Genomic DNA, 20,143 nt, shown 5'->3' on the forward strand with positions numbered 1-20,143 from the left:
CCAGCGGCGCAGCGTAACTCGCTAGACGGCGCCGGCCCGCCGGAGTGCCGTGTCCAGTGCGGCGGCCACCCCCGGCGCGGCGGCCGCGATGAAACCGGGACCGCCGGCCGCCCCGTCACCGGACGGCAGCCGCAGCACCGCGCCGGCCTCGGCGGCGATCAGGGCGCCCGCGGCCCAGTCCCAGACGTGAACACCGTCCTCGTAGTAGGCGTCCAGTTGGCCTGCGGCGACCATGCACAGGTCGAGCGCGCACGAACCCATGCGGCGCACGTCGCGGACCGCCGGCAGCATCATGGTGAGAATCTCGGCCTGCCGTTGCCGCTGGTCCCGGGCATACGAGAAGCCGGTGCCCACCAGCGCCATCGACAGGTCGTCGGCCGCGCTGGCGTGCAGCGCTGACACCACGCCGCCGCGCACCACACGGGCGCCGTGGCCGGCGGCCGCGGAATACAACGCGCCAGTGGGCACGTTGGCGACCGCGCCGGCCACCGATACCCTGCCGCGCTGCACCGCGACGGACACGGCGTAGGTGTCGAGGCCGTAGACGAAGTTGACCGTCCCGTCGATCGGGTCGAGCACCCAGGTGAGTTCCCCGTCCCGTGCGGGATGCGTGCCGCCCTCCTCCTCGCCCATGACGTGGTCCCCCGGGCGCAGCACGGCCAGGCGCTCGCGGATCAGTCGTTCGGTCTCGGTGTCGACCACGGTGACCGGGTCGGTAGGGGTGCTCTTGGCCCGGACCTCGGGCGTGTCGGAGGTCGTCTCGCTGAAAACCTCCGCGCGCCGTCTGAGCACGAAGCCGGCCGCTTCGGCGGCCAATTGTTCGGCGACCGACCGCAGCTCGGCGGGATCGGTGTCGGTTCCGCTCACCGCTCCATCGCAGCACACTGCCGCAGGTACCACCCGGCCACCTGTTGGGCGACAGCCCCGCATGACGTTTCCCGAGCCACTAATGTGGGGCGCGCCGCACCTGCCGGCCTTTTGTGAGGAGCGTTATGACCGCCACCGATTCCCCCACCGCGGACCCGCGCGCCGACGGCGGCATGCCACGGCGCGGGTTCGGCGTCGACGTCGGTGGCAGCGGCGTCAAGGGCGGCATCGTCGATCTGGAAACCGGGCAGCTGGTCGGTGAGCGGTTCAAGCTGCTCACCCCGCAGCCGGCAACCCCCGATGCGGTCGCCAAGACCATCGCCGAAGTCGTCGCGCACTTCGGCTGGGAGGGCCCGCTCGGCGTGACGTACCCGGGAGTGGTCACCGAGGGAGTTGTGCGCACGGCCGCCAACGTCGACAAGGACTGGATCGGCGCCAACGCCGTCGAGGTAATCGGCGGCGCCCTCAATGGGCAGCGCGTGACCGTGCTCAATGACGCGGATGCCGCCGGGCTGGCCGAGGAGAAGTACGGGGCGGGTCGCGAGAACACAGGCGTCATCGTGCTGCTGACCTTCGGAACCGGCATCGGCTCGGCGGTGATCCACAACGGCGTGCTGCTGCCCAACACCGAATTCGGCCACATCGAGGTCGGCGGCAAGGAGGCCGAGCACCGGGCCGCGTCGTCGGTCAAGGAACGCAAGGACTGGAGCTACCAGCGCTGGACCGTCGAGGTGACGAAAGTGCTGGTGGCGATCGAGAACGCGATCTGGCCTGACCTGTTCATCGCCGGCGGCGGCATCAGCCGCAAGGCCGACAAGTGGATACCGCTGCTCAAGAACCGCACCCCCGTGGTGGCCGCCGCACTGCAGAACACCGCCGGGATCGTCGGTGCGGCGATGGCCGCCGAGGTCGACGTCACGGCTACCGCCAAGTAGCCACGCCCGGGCCGGTTGAATTTGCCGCTCAGGGCGGCTTCCCCCCACACTGTCGTTACAATGGTCGACGGCGGACACGCAGCCGGATAGCGGCGATCATCACCGCCAATATTCGACAGCCGACGCGTTTCGACGGGGCACACCCATGCCCGCGATGAGTTTCAAGACGAAAGGGTGTACGTGGCAGCGACAAAGGCAAGCCCGGCGACCGATGAGCCGGTGAAGCGCACCGCCACCAAGGCCCCCGCAAAGAAGGCCGCGGCGAGCCGCGAATCGCGCACCGCCAACGGATCGGCGCCGGCGAAGAAGGCCGCCAAGAGCACGCGGGCGACGAAGTCCGACAACGCCGCCGCGCCGGCCAAGAAGGCCGCCAAGGCAGCCGCGAAGGCGCCCGCCAAGAAGGCCCCCGCGGCGAGCCGCGAATCCGGTGCGGCGAAGAAGGCCGCCGGACCCGCCCCGCGCGGGCGCGCCAAGAAGGGCGCCGCCACCGAGGCGGACGCGACGAAGACCGACACCGACAGCGCCGACCTCGCCACCGACGACGACCTGGAAACCGAACCCGGCGAGGACCTGGAGGTCGAGGACACCGATCTGGACCTCGACGATCTTGAGGTCAGCGACGAGGCCGTCGAGGGGTCCGGCGACGAGGCCGAGGATGGCGAGGAGGTGGCCGAGGGCGACGCGCCCGCTGCGGCCCCCGCCAAGGACGCTGCCGCCGAGGACGACGAGCATCCCGAACCGTCCGAGAAGGACAAGGCCTCGGGTGACTTCGTGTGGGACGAGGAGGAGTCCGAGGCGCTACGGCAGGCCCGCAAGGACGCCGAGCTCACCGCGTCGGCCGATTCGGTCCGCGCCTACCTCAAGCAGATCGGCAAGGTGGCGCTGCTCAACGCCGAAGAAGAGGTCGAGCTCGCCAAGCGCATCGAGGCCGGCCTGTACGCCACCCAGCTGATGAACGAGCTCGCCGAGAAGGGCGAGAAGCTGCCCGCCGCGCAGCGCCGCGACATGATGTGGATCTGTCGCGACGGTGACCGTGCGAAGAACCATCTCCTGGAAGCCAACCTGCGGCTGGTGGTGTCGCTGGCCAAGCGTTACACCGGCCGCGGCATGGCGTTCCTCGACTTGATCCAGGAAGGCAACCTCGGCCTGATCCGTGCGGTGGAGAAGTTCGACTACACCAAGGGTTACAAGTTCTCGACGTACGCCACGTGGTGGATCCGCCAGGCGATCACCCGCGCGATGGCCGACCAGGCCCGCACCATCCGCATCCCGGTGCACATGGTGGAGGTCATCAACAAGCTCGGCCGTATCCAGCGTGAGCTGCTGCAGGACCTGGGCCGCGAGCCCACGCCCGAGGAACTGGCCAAGGAGATGGACATCACGCCGGAGAAGGTGCTGGAGATCCAGCAGTACGCACGTGAGCCGATCTCTCTGGACCAGACCATCGGCGATGAGGGTGATTCGCAACTCGGCGATTTCATCGAGGACTCCGAGGCCGTGGTGGCCGTCGACGCGGTGAGCTTCACCCTGTTGCAGGATCAGTTGCAATCGGTGCTGGAGACGTTGTCCGAGCGTGAAGCCGGTGTGGTGCGGCTGCGATTCGGGCTCACCGATGGTCAGCCCCGCACGCTCGACGAGATCGGTCAGGTGTACGGCGTGACCCGCGAGCGCATCCGCCAGATCGAGTCCAAGACGATGTCGAAACTGCGCCACCCCAGCCGTTCTCAGGTGCTGCGCGACTACCTGGACTGAGGGTCGCGTCGGCTCGCTTGAGCAGACGCGACGCGCCCTGCCGCCTCGGCGTGGCGGGCATTGCTCGTGTGGTCGCGACGAAGGATTCCCATGTGGTCGCAGTGGTGGTCGATTCCGCTGGGCGTCGCCGCGGGCGTGCTGACGGTGTGGCTGGCGCTGCTCGGGGTGCTGTGGTTCACCCGGCCGGACGCCACCGGGTTGCGCGACGCGCTGCGCCTGCTTCCCGACATCCTGCGCCTGCTCAAGCGGCTGGCCGCCGACCCGACGCTGCCCCGGCGCGTTCGACTTCAACTGGCCGTGCTGCTCGGCTATCTCGCGCTGCCGATCGACCTGATCCCCGACTTCGTCCCGGTCCTCGGCTACGCCGACGACGCCGTGGTCGTCGCGGTGGTGCTGCGGTCTGTGACACGCAGCGCCGGAGCCGACGCGCTTGCCCGGCACTGGCCCGGCACGCCGGACGGTCTCGACGCACTGCACAGACTGTGTCGCCTGCCGAACCGGTAGTGTCTGCGCCCGTGCCCGAGAAGCCCGTAGCCGTCCCACCCATGTTCGTCGTCCGCGCCGTCGGCCGGTTGCGCGCGGGGCTGCAGAGCGCGCACCGTTCGACGGTGCCGCCGAGTGTCGCCGTACTCGAGATGGCCACCGGCGCCTGGACCACTCAGACGATGTACGTCGCTGCCAAGCTGGGCATCGCCGACGAGTTGGCCGACGGGGCGGCCCGGGCGGCCGATATCGCCCCACGAGTGGGTGCCGATCCCGATGCGCTCTACCGGCTGATGCGGGCGCTTGCGTCCAAAGGCCTGCTGCGCCACCGCCGCAACGGGTCCTTCGCGCTCACCAAAGTGGGACAAGCGCTGCGCTCCGACGTACCGGGATCGATGCGCGACATGATCCTGTTCGTCGGGCACCGGGCGCGCTGGGAGGACTGGGGAAACCTGCTGCACTCCGTGCAGACCGGCGAGCCGTCGGTGCTCAAGTTGCGCGGCATGCCGTATTGGGACTACCTCGAGACCGATCGGGAGCTGGCGCAGGTCTTCAACGCCGCGATGACCGCAACCAGCGGCATGACCAATGAAATCGCGCTCGCTGCCTATGATTTCACTGATTTCAAGCTCGTCGTGGATGTCGGCGGCGGCCAGGGCCGGCTGCTGTCGACCATCCTGCACCGCGCTCCGGGCGCTCGCGGGTTGCTCTACGACCTGCCCGCCGTAGTCGCGGGCGCCGACCCGGTGTTCGCCGCCGCCGGGGTCGCCGATCGCTGCACAGCCGAGGGCGGCTCGTTTCTCGAGCGCGTGCCCGGCGGGGGCGACGCCTATGTGATGAAGAACATCATCCACGACTGGGACGACGAGTCGTCGCTGACCATCCTGCGCAACATCCGCACGGCCATTACGCCGCAGGGCAAGCTGCTGATGCTGGAGATGGTGCTGCCGGAGCGCACCACGCCGTTCGTCGGATACCAGCTCGACCTCGAGATGCTGGTGACCGTCGGCGGCCGCGAGCGCACCCGCGCCGAGTATTCGGAACTGCTGAGCCGCGCCGGGTTCCGGTTGGATCGGGTCGTCGAGACGGTGACCCCGGTGTCGATCGTGGAGGCCTCGCCGGTCTGAGCCCCCGCAGCCTCACCGCTTCTTGTCGCGCACCTTGTACGTCGACGGCCACGATTCGCGCGTCTCGTCGCCGGTCAGCGGGACGCCCTTGCTGCCGATCTTGATGTCGTAGGCCTCCTTACCAGGGCCCACCTCGCGGTTGGCGTGCTCGGTGGCCAGGTAGATCAACTGGTCGATCTCCGCTTCGGCGAACGCCACGAACGAGGTCTTGCGGACGATGTCGTCGGCGCCGGCGGCGATGCGGTCGGGCAGCACACGCGTAGCGAAGGCCGCGCCGGCCAACAACACGAACGGGACGACCCAGTAGCAGATGAACGACAGCGGGGTTCTGGTGTCGAGGATCGTCGCGTCGCCGTAGACGATCGGCGGGATCGCCGACGACACCGTCATGCCGGCGAATGCGGCGACCCAGATCCACGTCAGCAGGTTGGTGATCCTGGCGAACAGTTCGCTCTTGACGACGTGGGGCGGCTGACCGACCTCGGCGAACTCGCGCACGAAGGGCCTGCCGATCAGCACACCGACCACAGCCACCAGAAATATGCCGGCGGTGCTCAGCGGCTGCAGCCACTGTTCGAGAAACGACTGGTCGAGCGTGAAGGTCAACACGGTCAGCACCAGAAATGTTGCAAGAGCGCCGATTTCGAGCGTGCGACCCGGACCGCCACGGATTCGCCCGAGCGTGAACGCCGCGACGGCGACCGCCAATGCGATGAGCACGGCAACCGGAAACGGCACATTGCCGACGAGCACCCAGTACACGATCCACGGTGCGAGACCTAACAAAATGCCCACGATCTGTAAGTGTACGTAGAGGCGAGTGCCCCATTGGAGTGACCTAGGTGCGAGCGGGCGGAGCGAACCGACCGTCGGACCCGGGTCGATACGGAGTGACGCGGATCACAGCCGTTATCGGCAGGGGGCCATACAGATGTGGGAACACCATGTCATCGGGATCGGTGGGCACACCGGCTTCCCAGCGGACGGGAGAGGATAGTTGTGCGGCGTCGATGTGGAGCAGCACCAGGTCGGTCCGGCCGGAGAACAGCCGGTTGGCCGGCAGGTGCACCTGCTCGGCGGTCGACAGGTGCACGAAGCCGTTCGCGCGAAGCGAATCGGGGCGGTGCTCGCCGAGCGATACAGCGGTCCGCCACTCCTCTTTGCTGCACAAGTGGACCAGCACTTCGGGCTGCGGACGCATATCGCCAGCCTGCCGTGCCGGCAACTCGGCGTAACGGTGAGACACGACACACCGGTGAAGGGCTTGGGAACAAGGCCGAAAGCCAAAACGTCTGAGACAGTGGATGCACGCGAACAGTACGGAGGTCGCCATGACGAACGCAACGCTCACCAGTCCCCCGCTGACCCGGGCTGACCGCTGCGACCGTTGCGGCGCCGCCGCGCGTGTCCGCGCCAAGCTGCCCTCGGGTTCCGAGTTGCTGTTCTGCCAGCACCATGCCAACGAGCACGAGGCCAAACTGATCGAACTGGCCGCGGTCATCGAAGTCAGCCCGGTGGAGGCATAGCACCCGACACGGAGATCGACCGCTTCGGGCTGGACGGCTTTCCGTCAGGAATGCTGGACTGGTCATGACCGACCAGTCCCAGCCGCTGCCGACGAGGCCATCGCGCCATCACGTCCGCCACATCGTGCGGCGCACCTTGTCGAAGAGCTGGGACGATTCGATCTTCTCAGAGTCTGCGCAGGCCGCGTTCTGGTGTGCGCTGTCCCTGCCGCCACTGCTGCTCGGCATGCTCGGCAGCCTGGCCTACATCGCGCCGCTGTTCGGCCCGGCGACTCTTCCGACGATCGAGAGCCAGATCATCAGCACGGCGAACAGCTTCTTCTCGTCGGATGTGGTCCGCGAGATCATCGAGCCCACCGTCCGCGACATCGTCCGTGGCGCCCGCGGCGAGGTGGTCTCGCTGGGGTTCGTCATCTCCCTGTGGGCCGGGTCGTCGGCCATCTCCGCATTCGTCGACTCGATCGTCGAGGCCCACGACCAGACGCCGCTGCGACACCCCGTGCGGCAGCGGTTCTACGCGCTGGGGCTCTATGTGGTGATGCTGGTGGTCGCGATCGCGACGGCGCCGTTCGTCGCGCTCGGCCCGATCAGGGTCGCCGCCACCATCCCGGACAGCTGGGACGTCGTGCTGCGGTTCGGGTACTACCCCGCGGTGTTCATCGGGCTGGGTGTCGCGGTGCTGGTGCTGTATCGGGTGTCGCTGCCCAAGCCGTTGCCGACCCACCGGCTGCTGTTGGGCTCGATCCTCGCCGCAGTGGTCTTCCTGTTGGCGACGTTGGGCCTGCGCGTGTATCTGACGTGGATCACCGCGACCGGCTACACGTACGGCGCGCTGGCGACGCCGATCGCGTTTCTGCTGTTCGCGTACTTCCTCGGGTTCGCGATCATGATCGGCGCTGAACTCAACGCCGCCATCGAGGAGGAGTGGCCGGCGCCCGTCACGCACGCAAGGCGGTTGCGGTGGTGGCTTAAGGAGAAGGCGGGATCGCGCAACGGCGCCGTTGCCGAGCAGTCGCCATCACCGCATCCGACACGTGACCCCGCCGGCGACGGCGCTACTTCCTGAGCTGCTCGTAGATCCGCTTGCAGTCCGGGCACACCGGCGATCCGGGCTTGGCGGACTTGGTCACCGGGAACACCTCACCGCACAGCGCGACGACGTGCGTGCCCATCACCGCGCTCTCGGCGATCTTGTCCTTCTTGACGTAGTGGAAGTACTTGGGGGCGTCGTCGTCGGTCCCGTCGTCGACGCGTTCGTCGGTCTCGGTGCGCTCGATCGTCTGGGTCTGCATCGTCCTATTGTGCTCCTCACGTCCGCGCGCCCCATTCTGCCCGTAAGAAATCCGACCCGTACAGGGGCGCACAATTGTGGAACAGTGGAGGTATGAAACAAAGCCCCGAGCTGAGTTTCGACGACGACGGCCGGCCCGTCCTGATCACGCGCGCCGCTCCTGCCTACGAGGAACAGCACCGCCAGCGGGTCCGTAAGTACCTGACCATCATGTCGTTTCGAATTCCGGCTCTCGTACTGGCCGCGATCGCGTACGGCATCTGGCACAACGGTCTCATCTCGTTGGCCATATTGGTGGCCTCGATCCCCCTGCCGTGGATCGCCGTTCTCATCGCCAACGACCGTCCACCGCGACGCCCCGAGGAGCCGCGCCGTTACGACGCGCGCCGCATTCCGCTATTTCCGACGGCCGAGCGCCCCGCCCTGGAAAGTCGCGTCGTGGTGTCGCCGCAACCGGACGGCGACGCCGCGCGACGCGATGTTCCCAGCTGAGGCGACTCCAGTCGGTTTTCTAAGGACATTCTCAGGTCGACGGCGAAAAACCGCTGATCAGAAGGTGTGAACCAGGGAACGGCCGGGAACTCTTCTGACCTCATGGGCGTTGAAGCTCATGACCGTTGGATTTGATCAGGAGGCCGTCATGGCAAATGCCACCACCATCCGCGTCGACCACGACCTGGACGCTCAGAGCCCGGCCGCTGATCTCGTGCGGGTGTACCTGAATGGCATTGGCAAGACGGCCTTGCTGAACGCGGCGGACGAGGTGGAACTCGCAAAGCGCATCGAGGCAGGGCTCTACGCCAAGCATGTGCTCGAGACCCGAAAGCGTCTGGGCGAGAACCGCAAACGTGATCTCGCGGCAGTGGTGCGCGACGGTGAGGCCGCGCGGCGCCACCTGCTGGAGGCCAATCTACGACTGGTCGTGTCGCTCGCCAAGCGTTACACCGGCCGCGGGATGCCGCTGCTGGACCTCATCCAGGAAGGCAACCTGGGCCTCATCCGGGCGATGGAAAAGTTCGACTACACCAAGGGTTTCAAGTTCTCGACGTACGCCACGTGGTGGATTCGCCAGGCGATCACGCGCGGCATGGCCGACCAAAGCCGCACCATCCGCTTGCCCGTCCACCTCGTCGAGCAGGTGAACAAGCTGGCCCGGATCAAGCGCGAGATGCACCAGAACCTCGGGCGCGAGGCCACCGACGAGGAGCTGGCCGAAGAGTCGGGCATCCCGGTGGAGAAGATCACCGACCTGCTCGAGCACAGCCGTGACCCGGTGAGTCTGGACATGCCCGTCGGCAGCGACGAGGAGGCACCGCTCGGCGACTTCATCGAGGACGCCGAAGCGATGTCGGCCGAGAACGCGGTGATCTCCGAGCTGCTGCACACCGACATCCGTCACGTGCTGGCCACGCTCGACGAGCGTGAGCAGCAGGTGATCCGGCTGCGTTTCGGGCTCGACGACGGTCAGCCGCGCACGCTCGACCAGATCGGCAAGCTGTTCGGGCTCTCCCGCGAGCGGGTCCGCCAGATCGAGCGCGAGGTCATGTCCAAGCTGCGCAACGGCGAGCGCGCCGATCGCCTGCGCTCCTACGCCAGCTAGACCAGCAAGCCCCACTCGACACGATCCCCCGGCCGCCCGGGGGATCGTCTCGTGTTGCGGCCGGGCCGTGTCGGCAACGTAACAACGCAGTTCAGACCCTCAGGCCGGTAGACTCGGCCCAGACGAAGGGTGACGGAATGAACGATCTGGTCGACACCACCGAGATGTACCTGCGGACCATTTACGACCTCGAGGAAGAGGGCGTGGTGCCGCTGCGTGCGCGGATCGCCGAGCGGCTCGACCAGAGCGGGCCCACTGTCAGCCAGACCGTCTCCCGGATGGAGCGCGACGGCCTGCTGCACGTCGCCGGTGACCGCCATCTCGAGCTCACCGAGAAGGGCCGCGCGCTGGCGGTGGCCGTCATGCGCAAACACCGCCTCGCCGAGCGCCTGCTGGTCGACGTCATCGGGCTCCCGTGGGAGGAAGTGCACGCCGAGGCGTGCCGCTGGGAGCATGTGATGAGCGAGGACGTCGAGCGCCGCTTGGTGCAGGTTCTCAACAACCCGACCACCTCGCCGTTCGGCAATCCGATTCCGGGCTTGTCCGAGCTCGGCCTGATCAGCACCGGCAGCGCCGATGCGCTCAACCTGGTGCGGCTGACCGAGGTTCCCGCAGGCATGCCCGTCGCGGTCGTGGTGCGCCAACTGACCGAACACGTCCAGGGTGACGCCGAGCTGATCAGCAAGCTCAAGGACGCCGGCGTGGTGCCCAACGCTCGCGTGACCGTGCAGACAAACGACCACGGCGGCGTGATGATCGTGATTCCCGGCCACGAGCAGGTCGAGCTGCCCCACCATATGGCGCATGCCGTGAAGGTCGAGAAGGTCTGACTGGGCGACATCGACCGCCCGGTTCATCCGGCCCGACGGCCGAACACCCGGCGCGGCGGCAGCCGCACACCGAGCCGGTCGGCCAGCCGGTAGCCGGTAGCGGCAAGGTCCCGGATCTGCTCCGGGCGCAGCCCCGACTGGAGTGCGGTGTCCAGCATCCCCGCCATGCGGTGAGTGCCGTCGCACCGCAGCGCCGCCTCCAGCGACACCCCCGCCAGCGGACCGTCGCCCCGCACATAGGCCGAGAAGGCCAGTAGCACCAGCGCCTCGACCCGCCAGCGGTCGGGCAGGCGCCGCGAGAGTTCGGCCCACAGCGCCTCGGCCTGGGCGGCGGCCTCACCCACAGCGAGGGCGTAGAGCGTGTCGCGGACCTGCACATCGGTCAGCGCGCGGGCGAGCTGCGCCACCTCGTCATCGGTCAACCGTTCGCCGGCGGCGACCCGCGCGGCGAATGCCAGGGCGGCCTCGATGCCGCCCCGTGCGTCGGCGTCCGTGCGCGTCGCCGGCACGTCCTCGACCAGTACGCCCACCGCGGCGGCGTGGGCCGGATCAGCGACCGCGATCACCTCCTGCAGTTCGGACCGGCGGCTGTAGAGCCGGCGTCCGTCGAGAACGGCCGCCATCGCCAGCGGTGATGCCGAGGGGTCTTCGATGGTGCCACCGTCACCGCAGCCGTCGACGCAGTGCCAACGCCCGCCGACCGCGACCCGGTCCACGACGTGCGCGGCGAGCAGTCGTATCCCCCGTTCGGCCAGCATGCCCGCGAACGTGGCCACCAGCTCCCGGTACTCCTCGTTGCACAGCCGGCAGCCCGCCCCCGCCTCATCGACCACGACGACGATGGCGGCATCGGGCCGTCCCGCGGCGGCCACATCGGCCATCTGCCCGACGGTGTCAGCCAGCTCGTCGGAGAGGTCCACGCGCATGACGCAGCCCAGCGAGCCGCCTTCGACGGTCACGAGCACGAGCGAGTTCTCCGGGACGAAGCCCAGCACGGCGGGCAGGGCGGCGATCAGTACGCCTGGGCGGTTGAGCTGGAAGTCGGGGGTATGCGAAGTGGCCATGGCACGACCATGTCGGCAGCCGGTGACGGTGAGCCGCACGTCGGCGGCGGCGGCGCCCGCGTTGTGAATCGATTCGCGGTTGGGGACAACCCCGTGGACAACCCCGCCGCGCCACACGCCCGAGACGAACGCCCGATCAATTCGGCCGCCGGTGATGCCTGTCGGCGTGCGGATCGGCGCAGTCGACGTACACAATGTTGCTATGAGTGCCGTGGGCCCAACGCTCGAGTACGACCTCGTCGTCATCGGTTCGGGCCCGGGCGGCCAGAAAGCCGCGATCGCAGCGGCCAAGCTCGGTAAGACGGTCGCCATCATCGAGCGCGGACGGATGCTGGGCGGTGTTTGCGTGACCACCGGAACCATCCCGTCCAAGACGCTGCGAGAAGCCGTGCTCTACCTCACCGGCATGAATCAGCGCGAGCTCTACGGGGCCAGCTACCGCGTCAAGGACAAGATCACCCCGGCCGACCTGCTGGCACGCACCACCCACGTCATCACCAAAGAGCAGGACGTCGTGCGTTCGCAGTTGATGCGCAACCGCATCGACCTCGTCCAGGGGCACGGCCGGTTCATCGACGCACACACGGTTCTGGTCGAGGAGCCGACGCGCGGTGAGCGCACCACCGTCAGCGGGGATCACATCGTGATCGCCACCGGAACCAAGCCCGCGCGGCCGGCCGGCGTCGAGTTCGATGAGTGCCGGGTGCTCGACTCCGACGGAATACTCGACCTCAAGACGCTGCCCGCGACGATGGTTGTGGTCGGCGCGGGGGTGATCGGTATCGAGTACGCATCGATGTTCGCCGCGCTGGGCACCAAGGTCACCGTCGTCGAGAAGCGCGACAGCATGCTCGACTTCTGCGACCCGGAGATCGTCGAGGCGCTGAAGTTCCACCTGCGCGACCTGGCGGTGACGTTCCGGTTCGGCGAGGAGGTGACCGCGGTGGACGTCGGTTCCGCGGGCACCGTCACCACGCTGGCCAGCGGTAAGCAGATCCCGGCCGAGACGGTGATGTACTCGGCCGGCCGCCAGGGTCAGACCGAGCATCTCGATCTCGCCAACTCCGGGCTGGAAACCGACCGGCGCGGGCGCATCACGGTCGACAGCAACTTCCAGACCAGGGTCGACCACATCTACGCCGTCGGGGACGTGATCGGCTTTCCCGCGTTGGCCGCCACATCGATGGAGCAGGGCCGGCTGGCCGCCTACCACGCCTTCGGCGAGCCGGCCAAGGGCATGACCGACCTCCAGCCGATCGGTATCTACTCCATCCCCGAGGTGTCCTACGTCGGGGCCACCGAGGTGGAGCTCACGCGCAACGCCATCCCGTACGAGGTGGGCGTGTCGCGCTATCGCGAGCTGGCCCGGGGCCAGATCGCCGGAGATTCCTACGGCATGCTCAAGCTGCTGGTCTCCACCGACGACCTGAAGCTGCTGGGCGTGCACATCTTCGGCACCAGCGCCACCGAAATGGTGCACATCGGGCAGGCGGTGATGGGCTGCGGGGGCACCGTCGAGTACCTGGTCGACGCGGTCTTCAACTACCCGACGTTCTCCGAGGCCTACAAGGTTGCCGCGCTCGACGTGATGAACAAGCTGCGCGCGCTCAGCCAGTTCCGCAGCTGACAACCCGTCAGCCGCCGTCCCGCCGCCCAGTTCCTACCGGTGCGCCCGGCGGTGATGTGCGCCGCGAGCGAACATCACGGCCAACGGGTATGGGTAGCACGGCAGTGGGAACGCACCATGGGCGAGACTAGTTGTCACTGGTATGCCGGACTGAACGGTCCCGGCACCACCGCAAGGAGGCAAGACAGATGGCTGACGACGCTGGCAATCCCGATCAGCACTACCGGCCCGAGCAGTCCGGTATGTACGAGCTGGAGTTCCCCGCTCCCCAGCTGTCAGCCTCCGACGGTCGCGGTCCGGTGCTGATCCACGCACTCGAGGGGTTCTCCGACGCCGGACACGCCATCCGGCTGGCCGCCCGACATCTGCGCGACTCCCTCGACACCGAACTGGTGGCGTCCTTCGCCATCGACGAGCTGCTCGACTACCGCTCACGGCGCCCGCTGATGACGTTCAAGACCGACCACTTCACGAACTACGAGGATCCTGAGCTAAATCTTTATGCATTGCGGGACAGCGTCGGCACGCCGTTCCTGCTGCTCGCCGGACTGGAACCGGACCTGCGGTGGGAGCGGTTCGTCACCGCGGTTCGGTTGCTCGCCGAGCGGCTGGGGGTGCGCCGGACCATCGGCATGGGCACCATCCCGATGGCCGTGCCGCACACCCGCCCGATCACGATGACCGCGCACTCCAACGATCGGGGACTCATCGCCGACCACACTCCGTGGGTCGGCGAGGTTCAGGTGCCCGGCAGCGCGTCGAACCTACTCGAATACCGGTTGTCGCAGCACGGCCAAGAGGTCGTCGGCTTCACGGTGCACGTGCCGCACTACCTGGCTCAGACCGACTATCCCGCCGCGGCCGAAGCTCTGCTGGCCGAGGTGGCCCGCAATGCCTCGCTGCAGATCCCGCTCGACGCGCTGGTCGCGGCGGGTGCCGAGGTGTTGACGAAGGTCAACGAGCAAGTGGAGGCCAGCGTGGAGGTCGCCCAGGTGGTGACTGCGCTCGAGCGTCAGTACGACGCGTTCGTCGCCGCCCAGGAGAACCGGTCGCTACTGGCCAGCGACGAGAAGCTGCCGAGCGGTGAGGAGCTCGGCGCCGAGTTCGAGCGGTTCCTGGCCCAGCAGTCCAAGGACAAGGACCGATTCTCCGACGGCGACGACACCCGATAGCTTTCGCGCCGGAACCGCTCGGTGTCGACAATTCGCGCCGGTCCCGAAGGTTGGCTACGTTGTCGCAATGGCAGTGCGAACGAACCTGCGCCCGGTGCGGGAGCTCACCCCGTCGTTGCAGTTCCGCACCATCCACGGCTATCGGCGCGCCTACCGGGTGGTGGGCTCGGGCCCGGTCATCCTGCTGATCCACGGCATCGGCGACAACTCCACGACGTGGGACACAGTGCAGTCGCGACTGGCCCAGCGGTTCACCGTCATCGCCCCCGACCTGCTGGGTCATGGCAAGTCCGACAAGCCCAGGGCGGACTACTCGGTGGCCGCGTACGCCAACGGCATGCGCGACCTGCTCAGCGTGCTCGACATCGACCGGGTGACGGTCGTCGGCCACTCCCTCGGTGGCGGGGTGGCGATGCAGTTCGCCTACCAGTTTCCTCAGTTGGTCGACCGGCTGATCCTGGTCGGCGCCGGCGGGGTCACCAAAGACGTCAACATCGCGTTGCGGTTCGCCTCGCTGCCGATGGGTAGCGAGGCAATGGCACTGCTTCGGCTGCCGTTCGTGTTGCCTGCGCTGCAGATGTTGGGCCGCGGGGTGGGCGGGCTGTTCGGTTCGACCGGGCTGGGCCGCGACATCCCACAGATGCTGCGCATCCTGACCGATTTGCCCGAGCCGACGGCCAATTCGGCCTTCGCCCGCACCCTGCGGGCCGTCGTCGACTGGCGCGGTCAGGTGGTGACGATGCTGGACCGCTGTTACCTCACGCAATCCGTTCCGGTGCAACTCATCTGGGGCAGCGGTGACTCGGTGATACCGGTGAGCCACGCGCAACTGGCGCACGCGGCGATGCCCGGCTCGCAGCTGGAGATCTTCGACGATTCCGGCCATTTCCCGTTTCATGACGATCCGGACCGCTTTGTCGAGGTCGTCGAGAAATTCATCGACTCGACCGAACCCGCGGTCTACGACCAGGATTACCTGCGCGGACTGCTGCGTACGGGTGTTCGCGAGGGCACGATCGGCGGACCGGTCGGCACCCGGGTTGCGGTGCTCGACGCGCTGGACCACGACGAGCGCAGCGCCACCTGAGCAGGCGCGCGCGGGCGCACCGCCGCACCGGCACCACGAAGTAGCATCGGCGGCATGGCTATCGACGTGACGGTGCTGCGCGTTTTCACCGATCCTGACGGCAATCACGGCAACCCGCTCGGCGTCGTCGACGCCGGCACCGTCGGTGCAGGCGATCGCCAGCGGATCGCCACGCAATTGGGTTACAGCGAAACCATTTTCGTCGACCTCCCGGCCCCCGGCGCCAGCACCGCGCATGCCCGAATCCATACGCCGGCCGTCGAACTGCCCTTCGCGGGGCACCCGACCGTCGGTGCGTCGTGGTGGTTGCGCGAGCGGGGCACCCCCGTCCACACGCTGCGCGTGCCTGCGGGCGTGGTGCAGGTCGGCTACTCCGACGAGTTGACGACGGTCAGCGCGCGTGCGGAGTGGGCGCCGGAGTTCGCCATCCATGACCTGACCTCGACCGACGACTTGTTCGCCGCCGACCCCGACGACTTTCCCGACGACGTCAACCACTACCTGTGGACCTGGACCGATCGCGAGCGTGGCGGTATCCGATCGCGCATGTTCGCCGCCGACCTCGGCGTGCCAGAGGACGAGGCCACCGGAGCCGCCGCGGTGCGCATCACCGACTACCTCAGCCGCGACCTTGCGATCGTTCAGGGCAAGGGGTCCCACATCCACACGCAGTGGAGCGCTGATGGCTGGGTACGCATCTCCGGTCGCGTCGTCAGCGACGGCACCAGACAGGTCGAGTGACCCGTCTCGGCTCAGGCGGCCTAGTTCGGCGTCGGCTGCGGCGACCGGCGGTGCTCTCGAAGCGCCTCGATCTCGCGCTCGAAATCCTCGGCCGAGGTGAAACCTCGGTAGACAGAGGCGAACCGCAGATACGCCACCTCGTCGAGGTCGCGCAGCGGGCCCAATATCGCCAGCCCGACCTCATGGCTGGGCACCTCGGGCGACCCGGCGGCGCGCACGGCATCCTCCACCTGCTGCGCCAGCAGATTCAACGCGTCGTCGTCCACCTGCCTGCCCTGGCACGCCCGCCGCACGCCCTTGATGACCTTCTCCCGGCTGAACGGCTCGGTCACGCCGCTGCGCTTGACCACTGCCAGCACCGCCGTCTCCACGGTGGTGAAGCGCCTACCGCATTCGGGGCATGAGCGGCGGCGCCGGATGGCCTGGCCTTCATCGGTTTCGCGCGAGTCGACCACGCGGGAATCGGGGTGACGGCAGAACGGACAGTGCATCACCGCTCCTTCGCCACGCCAACGTATGACCGCCTCGAACGGCTTCGAGCCTACCTGCGCAGGCCGCGAGCGGCCCAGCGCCGGTCCGAATCGCGCGTATCCGAGCGACTTGTCGCTGAACATGACTGTGCAACAGGACTTCTCACCACCAGCCGGGGATCAGCCGATCGGTGCGATGAGGGTCTGGCCGGCGTCGAGGGCAACCGATTCCAGTTGGTTCAGCTCGCGGATCCGCTCTGCCACCTCCCCGACAGGAGCGTCGGGGGCGACGCGCTGCGCGACCTGGTTCAGCGTTTCGCCGGTCTGCACCTGCACCACGGCCAGCCGGTCCGGCACCGCGGCCGGCGTAGCTCCTACCACCCCGCCGAACTGTGCCACCAGCCCGAGCCACACCGTGATGCCGCCGGCGACGAGTGCAAGGAAAACGGTGGTGGCGGGCGTGATGGGCCGGCGCCGGTGCGATGCCCGTGACATGAGCACGCCGGTACCGCGGTGGTGAAGCGGCGCCCCACCGGGCCGGTTCGACCGCGGCCGACGTGCGCCCACCTGCCGGCGAGGGGGCCTGACCTGCTGCCGCGGGGCCTCGGTGATCTCGAATTCCCGAGTGTCGAGGATCGTCATGTCTTCCTGCCTCTCAGTCGCTGTTATCGCTCTTGTGTTCGAACGATACTCGATCATGTGTTCGATTGATAGAACGTGTGATCGAACCGTTGCGAACGATTCCGTACGATAAAGCACCCCACCGACAGGGAGTGGGCACCGCGAGCCGACCCCTCGAACCACCCCCCGGTCGGACGCGACACGCGTCGAACACATGTTTGATTAATCGCGCGTGGCGGGTTACATTCGGCACCATGGACCACAGCAGCGACGCCCCGGGCAACACCGGCGGGAGCCGAGGACTCGACACGGGTCTCACGGAACGTCAGCGCACCATCCTCGACGTCATTCGCGCCTCGGTCACCAGCCGTGGCTATCCCCCCAGCATCAGAGAGATAGGTGACGCGGTGGGTCTGACATCGACATCGTCGGTGGCCCACCAACTGCGGACCCTCGAACGCAAAGGTTATCTGCGTCGAGATCCCAACCGCCCGCGCGCGGTCGACGTGCGCGGCACCGACGAGCACGTGACGCCGATCGTCGCCACCGACGTGGCCGGTTCCGATGCGCTACCGGAGCCCACCTTCGTGCCGGTGCTGGGCCGCATCGCCGCCGGCGGGCCCATCCTCGCCGAAGAGGCCGTCGAGGACGTTTTCCCGCTGCCCCGCGAACTGGTCGGCGAGGGTTCGCTGTTCCTGCTGAAGGTCGTGGGTGACTCGATGGTGGACGCGGCGATCTGCGACGGCGACTGGGTGGTGGTGCGTCAGCAGAATGTCGCCGACAATGGCGACATCGTGGCGGCGATGATCGACGGCGAAGCGACGGTCAAGACGTTCAAGCGCACCCGCGGGCAGGTTTGGCTGATGCCGCACAACCCGGCGTTCGACCCGATTCCAGGCAACGAGGCCGCGGTGCTCGGCAAGGTCGTCACCGTCATCCGCAAGATCTAGTCCCCGCGGACGAACCCGTTCGTGACGGCGAATTCCTCGCTGGAGAACCATATTTCGGCGCGAACGTCGTCGTACCCCGCGCTTCCTGGCGACCAGTACCGACCCGTCTGAGTGTCGGCCTTCACCGGGTAGCCCTCCGGGGCCTCATCGGAGTCGCCCAGCGGTAAGCGAAACGCAGGCTGCGCCACTTCCGGTTCGTCGATCTCGATGCGCGCATGCCTGCCGGTGTCGGTGAGCGGATCGTGTTCGATCATGGGCTCGGCACCGGTCACCACGGGCGTCGGTGCGGTGTCCACGGCGTCGGGGTCCTCCTCGTCGGTGCCCTGGTCCGTAGGCGGCTGTGACGGTTCGTCCTCGACATCGCGCGGGGCTTCCCATGGATTCGGCGAGGCCGCGGACCCCGCGAAGGCGCCCATCCCCTCGCTGGCATACCGATCGCCGAACATCGCGGCCGAGTAGTCGTCGGCCGGTTCGGACGTCTCCCGGGGCCCCACCGCGCTGTAGACCCGATCGACGTCACTGGCGAAGCCGTCGTCGAACTCCTCACCGCCGAAGGGATCCCGGTCCGACCCGCGGCCGTCGTCGTCTCCGCCGCGTCGGCTGCGCACCGCCGCGAAGACCACGAGGCCGATGAGCATCAGCACTGGCACGAGAGCCAGCAGCCACCACCAGCTGAACTCGAACCATCCGCGGTCGGAATCGGAGGCCTGCGGGCTCGCGGGCGCCTCCCCGGGCGCCTGCTCACCTGGCACCTGCAGGTCGGACAACTGGGCGGCGAGATCCGGCGGCTCGGTGGTGAATTCGCGGGTGGACCTGTCCCAATTGATCACCCCGCCGCTGAACCGCTGCGTGACGACGTCACCGCTCTCGCTCTGGTCGGCAACCGGCGCGCCGAGCGGCCCCGCGGCTCCGTCCAGCTCGGCCCAAGCGGCCTTCATGGCGCCGCGCACGATGACGGCGCCGTAGTCGGGCGTCCAGAAGATGACCGGCTTGTCCTCGGCGGCGAAGGTGACCATTCGGCTCTCCGTGGCCAGGCCACCGTCGACCTCACTGGTGGCCGGGAAACCGAGATCGCCCTCCGGTCCGCCAACGCTCTCGTACTTGGCGAGCACCTGGCCGGTGACCACCCTGGCGCCGGTGGCCGGACTGTAGAAGATCTTGCCGCCCGCGAAGTCCTGCGCGAGCCCGTCCTTGCCGATGGGATACGGCGGCCCCTCCGCGGCTCCCAGCGGACCGAGGGGACCGCCGGCGGCGCGGCGGGCCGCGTTGATCGCGGAGGTCGGGTCATCGGGCACCGCGAGGTCGCCCAGCTGTCCCGCCAGGTCGGGCGGCACGGTGGTGAAGGTCTTGTCGCGCATGTTGTACGACAGCTCACCGCCGGTGAACGTCTGGGAGACGACGTCACCGCGGAAGGTCTCGTCGCTGGTGGGCACTCCCAACACTCCCGACGATCCGCCCAGCGCGTCCCATGCCGCGTTGATCGCACCGCGGACGACGTGGGCGCCGGTGGCCGGGGTCCAGAAGATGACCGGGTTGTCGCTCGCGCTGAACGTGCTGTTGCGGCTCTGCGGCGCGCGGCCGGGGCCCTCATCGATGGTGGGGAAACCGAGGTCGCTGTCGGCCGGGCCGCCCAGCGACTCGTACTTCTCCAGGATCGCGCCCTGCACGTAGTGCGCGCCCGTCGCCGGGGTGAAGAACATCTTGCCGCCGGTGTAGTTCTGCGCGAAGCCCTCGCCGGCCCGGTACACGTCGCCCTGCTTGGGTCCCAGCGGTCCGCCGGCGCCGCCGCTGGCCTCCCATGCCGCGGTGATGGCGGCGTTGGCGTCGGCTTCCGGCTGCGCTGCGGCTACGGGCGCCAGCACCAGGGCAGCCGCAATCACCACCAGACCGGTCGCCAGCCGGCCCAGCACCGTCGTGCGCCGGGTGTCACGCCCGCTCATTCGCCCTCCCGGGGTCGGCGGGAAATCCCGCACAGATTCTGCGCCTGGCAACTATCCGTC

22 protein-coding genes are annotated in these 20,143 nt (G+C 68.1%); 14 read left to right on the forward strand and 8 right to left on the reverse strand.

Annotation, left to right across the window (positions count from 1 at the left end; all coding sequences use genetic code 11):
• Nucleotides 1-21: 21 nt before the first annotated feature.
• Nucleotides 22-867, reverse strand: a complete 846-nt coding sequence (locus K3G64_RS23195; protein ID WP_238887644.1) for an inositol monophosphatase family protein — start codon at nucleotides 865-867, stop codon at nucleotides 22-24.
• A 125-nt stretch (nucleotides 868-992) separates the two neighbouring features.
• Here K3G64_RS23195 and ppgK point away from each other — a divergent pair, with 125 nt between their 5' ends.
• The 4 genes from ppgK (at nucleotide 993) to K3G64_RS23215 (ending at nucleotide 5,164) form a co-directional block, all read left to right on the forward strand.
• On the forward strand, nucleotides 993-1,802 hold the full coding sequence (gene ppgK, locus K3G64_RS23200) for a polyphosphate--glucose phosphotransferase (protein ID WP_238887645.1): 810 nt from the start codon (nucleotides 993-995) through the stop codon (nucleotides 1,800-1,802).
• A gap of 180 nt (nucleotides 1,803-1,982) precedes the next feature.
• A complete protein-coding gene (locus K3G64_RS23205) occupies nucleotides 1,983-3,554 on the forward strand; it encodes an RNA polymerase sigma factor (protein WP_238887646.1) in 1,572 nt (523 codons plus the stop codon).
• 90 nt (nucleotides 3,555-3,644) lie between these two features.
• Nucleotides 3,645-4,058 carry a YkvA family protein gene (locus K3G64_RS23210; RefSeq protein ID WP_238887647.1) on the forward strand — a complete coding sequence of 138 codons (414 nt, stop codon included), beginning with the start codon at nucleotides 3,645-3,647 and terminating at the stop codon, nucleotides 4,056-4,058.
• A gap of 41 nt (nucleotides 4,059-4,099) precedes the next feature.
• Complete coding sequence (locus K3G64_RS23215; RefSeq protein WP_238950954.1) at nucleotides 4,100-5,164, forward strand: acetylserotonin O-methyltransferase; 1,065 nt, start codon at nucleotides 4,100-4,102, stop codon at nucleotides 5,162-5,164.
• A gap of 12 nt (nucleotides 5,165-5,176) precedes the next feature.
• Here K3G64_RS23215 and K3G64_RS23220 read toward each other — a convergent pair whose 3' ends face one another.
• Together K3G64_RS23220 and K3G64_RS23225 are read right to left on the reverse strand one after the other, a co-directional pair.
• Nucleotides 5,177-5,959, reverse strand: coding sequence for a hypothetical protein (locus K3G64_RS23220; protein WP_238887649.1), 783 nt, complete (start codon nucleotides 5,957-5,959; stop codon nucleotides 5,177-5,179).
• A 43-nt stretch (nucleotides 5,960-6,002) separates the two neighbouring features.
• Nucleotides 6,003-6,365: a DUF952 domain-containing protein gene (locus tag K3G64_RS23225; RefSeq protein ID WP_238887650.1), complete on the reverse strand. Its 363-nt coding sequence runs from the start codon at nucleotides 6,363-6,365 to the stop codon at nucleotides 6,003-6,005.
• A 130-nt stretch (nucleotides 6,366-6,495) separates the two neighbouring features.
• Here K3G64_RS23225 and K3G64_RS23230 point away from each other — a divergent pair, with 130 nt between their 5' ends.
• Both K3G64_RS23230 and K3G64_RS23235 read left to right on the forward strand, forming a co-directional pair.
• A complete protein-coding gene (locus K3G64_RS23230) occupies nucleotides 6,496-6,690 on the forward strand; it encodes a DUF7455 domain-containing protein (protein ID WP_238887652.1) in 195 nt (64 codons plus the stop codon).
• 64 nt (nucleotides 6,691-6,754) lie between these two features.
• Entirely contained in the window at nucleotides 6,755-7,756 is a 1,002-nt protein-coding gene (locus K3G64_RS23235) for a YihY/virulence factor BrkB family protein (protein ID WP_238887653.1), read from the forward strand.
• Here K3G64_RS23235 and K3G64_RS23240 read toward each other — a convergent pair.
• Nucleotides 7,746-7,982 carry a DUF3039 domain-containing protein gene (locus K3G64_RS23240; RefSeq protein ID WP_238887661.1) on the reverse strand — a complete coding sequence of 79 codons (237 nt, stop codon included), beginning with the start codon at nucleotides 7,980-7,982 and terminating at the stop codon, nucleotides 7,746-7,748. The genes K3G64_RS23235 and K3G64_RS23240 overlap by 11 nt on opposite strands.
• A gap of 92 nt (nucleotides 7,983-8,074) precedes the next feature.
• On the opposite strand from K3G64_RS23240, the gene K3G64_RS23245 reads away from it, so the two are divergent.
• The 3 genes from K3G64_RS23245 (at nucleotide 8,075) to K3G64_RS23255 (ending at nucleotide 10,411) form a co-directional block, all read left to right on the forward strand.
• Nucleotides 8,075-8,473, forward strand: coding sequence for a DUF3099 domain-containing protein (locus K3G64_RS23245; protein WP_238887663.1), 399 nt, complete (start codon nucleotides 8,075-8,077; stop codon nucleotides 8,471-8,473).
• Between the two features lie 148 nt (nucleotides 8,474-8,621).
• Complete coding sequence (gene sigB, locus K3G64_RS23250) at nucleotides 8,622-9,581, forward strand: sigma-70 family RNA polymerase sigma factor SigB (protein ID WP_238950956.1); 960 nt, start codon at nucleotides 8,622-8,624, stop codon at nucleotides 9,579-9,581.
• Nucleotides 9,582-9,718: 137 nt separating this feature from the next.
• Nucleotides 9,719-10,411, forward strand: a complete 693-nt coding sequence (locus K3G64_RS23255) for a metal-dependent transcriptional regulator (RefSeq protein WP_238887665.1) — start codon at nucleotides 9,719-9,721, stop codon at nucleotides 10,409-10,411.
• Nucleotides 10,412-10,434: 23 nt separating this feature from the next.
• Here K3G64_RS23255 and K3G64_RS23260 read toward each other — a convergent pair whose 3' ends face one another.
• Nucleotides 10,435-11,475 (reverse strand): DUF4192 domain-containing protein, encoded by a 1,041-nt coding sequence (locus K3G64_RS23260; protein ID WP_238887667.1) that lies wholly within the window; start codon nucleotides 11,473-11,475, stop codon nucleotides 10,435-10,437.
• 202 nt (nucleotides 11,476-11,677) lie between these two features.
• Here K3G64_RS23260 and sthA point away from each other — a divergent pair, with 202 nt between their 5' ends.
• The 4 genes from sthA to K3G64_RS23280 all read left to right on the forward strand — a co-directional run bounded on the left by sthA (nucleotide 11,678) and on the right by K3G64_RS23280 (nucleotide 16,102).
• A complete protein-coding gene (gene sthA / locus K3G64_RS23265; protein ID WP_238887668.1) occupies nucleotides 11,678-13,102 on the forward strand; it encodes a Si-specific NAD(P)(+) transhydrogenase in 1,425 nt (474 codons plus the stop codon).
• 188 nt (nucleotides 13,103-13,290) lie between these two features.
• Nucleotides 13,291-14,274, forward strand: a complete 984-nt coding sequence (locus K3G64_RS23270) for a proteasome assembly chaperone family protein (RefSeq protein ID WP_238887670.1) — start codon at nucleotides 13,291-13,293, stop codon at nucleotides 14,272-14,274.
• Nucleotides 14,275-14,341: 67 nt separating this feature from the next.
• Nucleotides 14,342-15,361, forward strand: a complete 1,020-nt coding sequence (locus K3G64_RS23275; RefSeq protein ID WP_238887672.1) for an alpha/beta fold hydrolase — start codon at nucleotides 14,342-14,344, stop codon at nucleotides 15,359-15,361.
• Between the two features lie 54 nt (nucleotides 15,362-15,415).
• Nucleotides 15,416-16,102, forward strand: coding sequence for a PhzF family phenazine biosynthesis protein (locus tag K3G64_RS23280; RefSeq protein WP_238887674.1), 687 nt, complete (start codon nucleotides 15,416-15,418; stop codon nucleotides 16,100-16,102).
• Between the two features lie 20 nt (nucleotides 16,103-16,122).
• Here K3G64_RS23280 and nrdR read toward each other — a convergent pair whose 3' ends face one another.
• Both nrdR and K3G64_RS23290 read right to left on the reverse strand, forming a co-directional pair.
• Entirely contained in the window at nucleotides 16,123-16,593 is a 471-nt protein-coding gene (nrdR, locus tag K3G64_RS23285; protein WP_238887676.1) for a transcriptional regulator NrdR, read from the reverse strand.
• Between the two features lie 159 nt (nucleotides 16,594-16,752).
• Nucleotides 16,753-17,214 (reverse strand): LysM peptidoglycan-binding domain-containing protein, encoded by a 462-nt coding sequence (locus tag K3G64_RS23290; RefSeq protein WP_238887677.1) that lies wholly within the window; start codon nucleotides 17,212-17,214, stop codon nucleotides 16,753-16,755.
• Nucleotides 17,215-17,447: 233 nt separating this feature from the next.
• Here K3G64_RS23290 and lexA point away from each other — a divergent pair, with 233 nt between their 5' ends.
• Nucleotides 17,448-18,143: a transcriptional repressor LexA gene (lexA, locus tag K3G64_RS23295; protein WP_238887679.1), complete on the forward strand. Its 696-nt coding sequence runs from the start codon at nucleotides 17,448-17,450 to the stop codon at nucleotides 18,141-18,143.
• On the opposite strand, the gene K3G64_RS23300 is transcribed toward lexA, so the two are convergent.
• Nucleotides 18,140-20,083, reverse strand: a complete 1,944-nt coding sequence (locus K3G64_RS23300; RefSeq protein WP_238887681.1) for an LGFP repeat-containing protein — start codon at nucleotides 20,081-20,083, stop codon at nucleotides 18,140-18,142. The two genes, lexA and K3G64_RS23300, sit on opposite strands and share 4 nt — an antisense overlap.
• Nucleotides 20,084-20,143 lie beyond the last annotated feature (60 nt).

It is taken from the genome of Mycobacterium sp. IDR2000157661, assembly GCF_022317005.1.
Lineage (GTDB): Bacteria > Actinomycetota > Actinomycetes > Mycobacteriales > Mycobacteriaceae > Mycobacterium.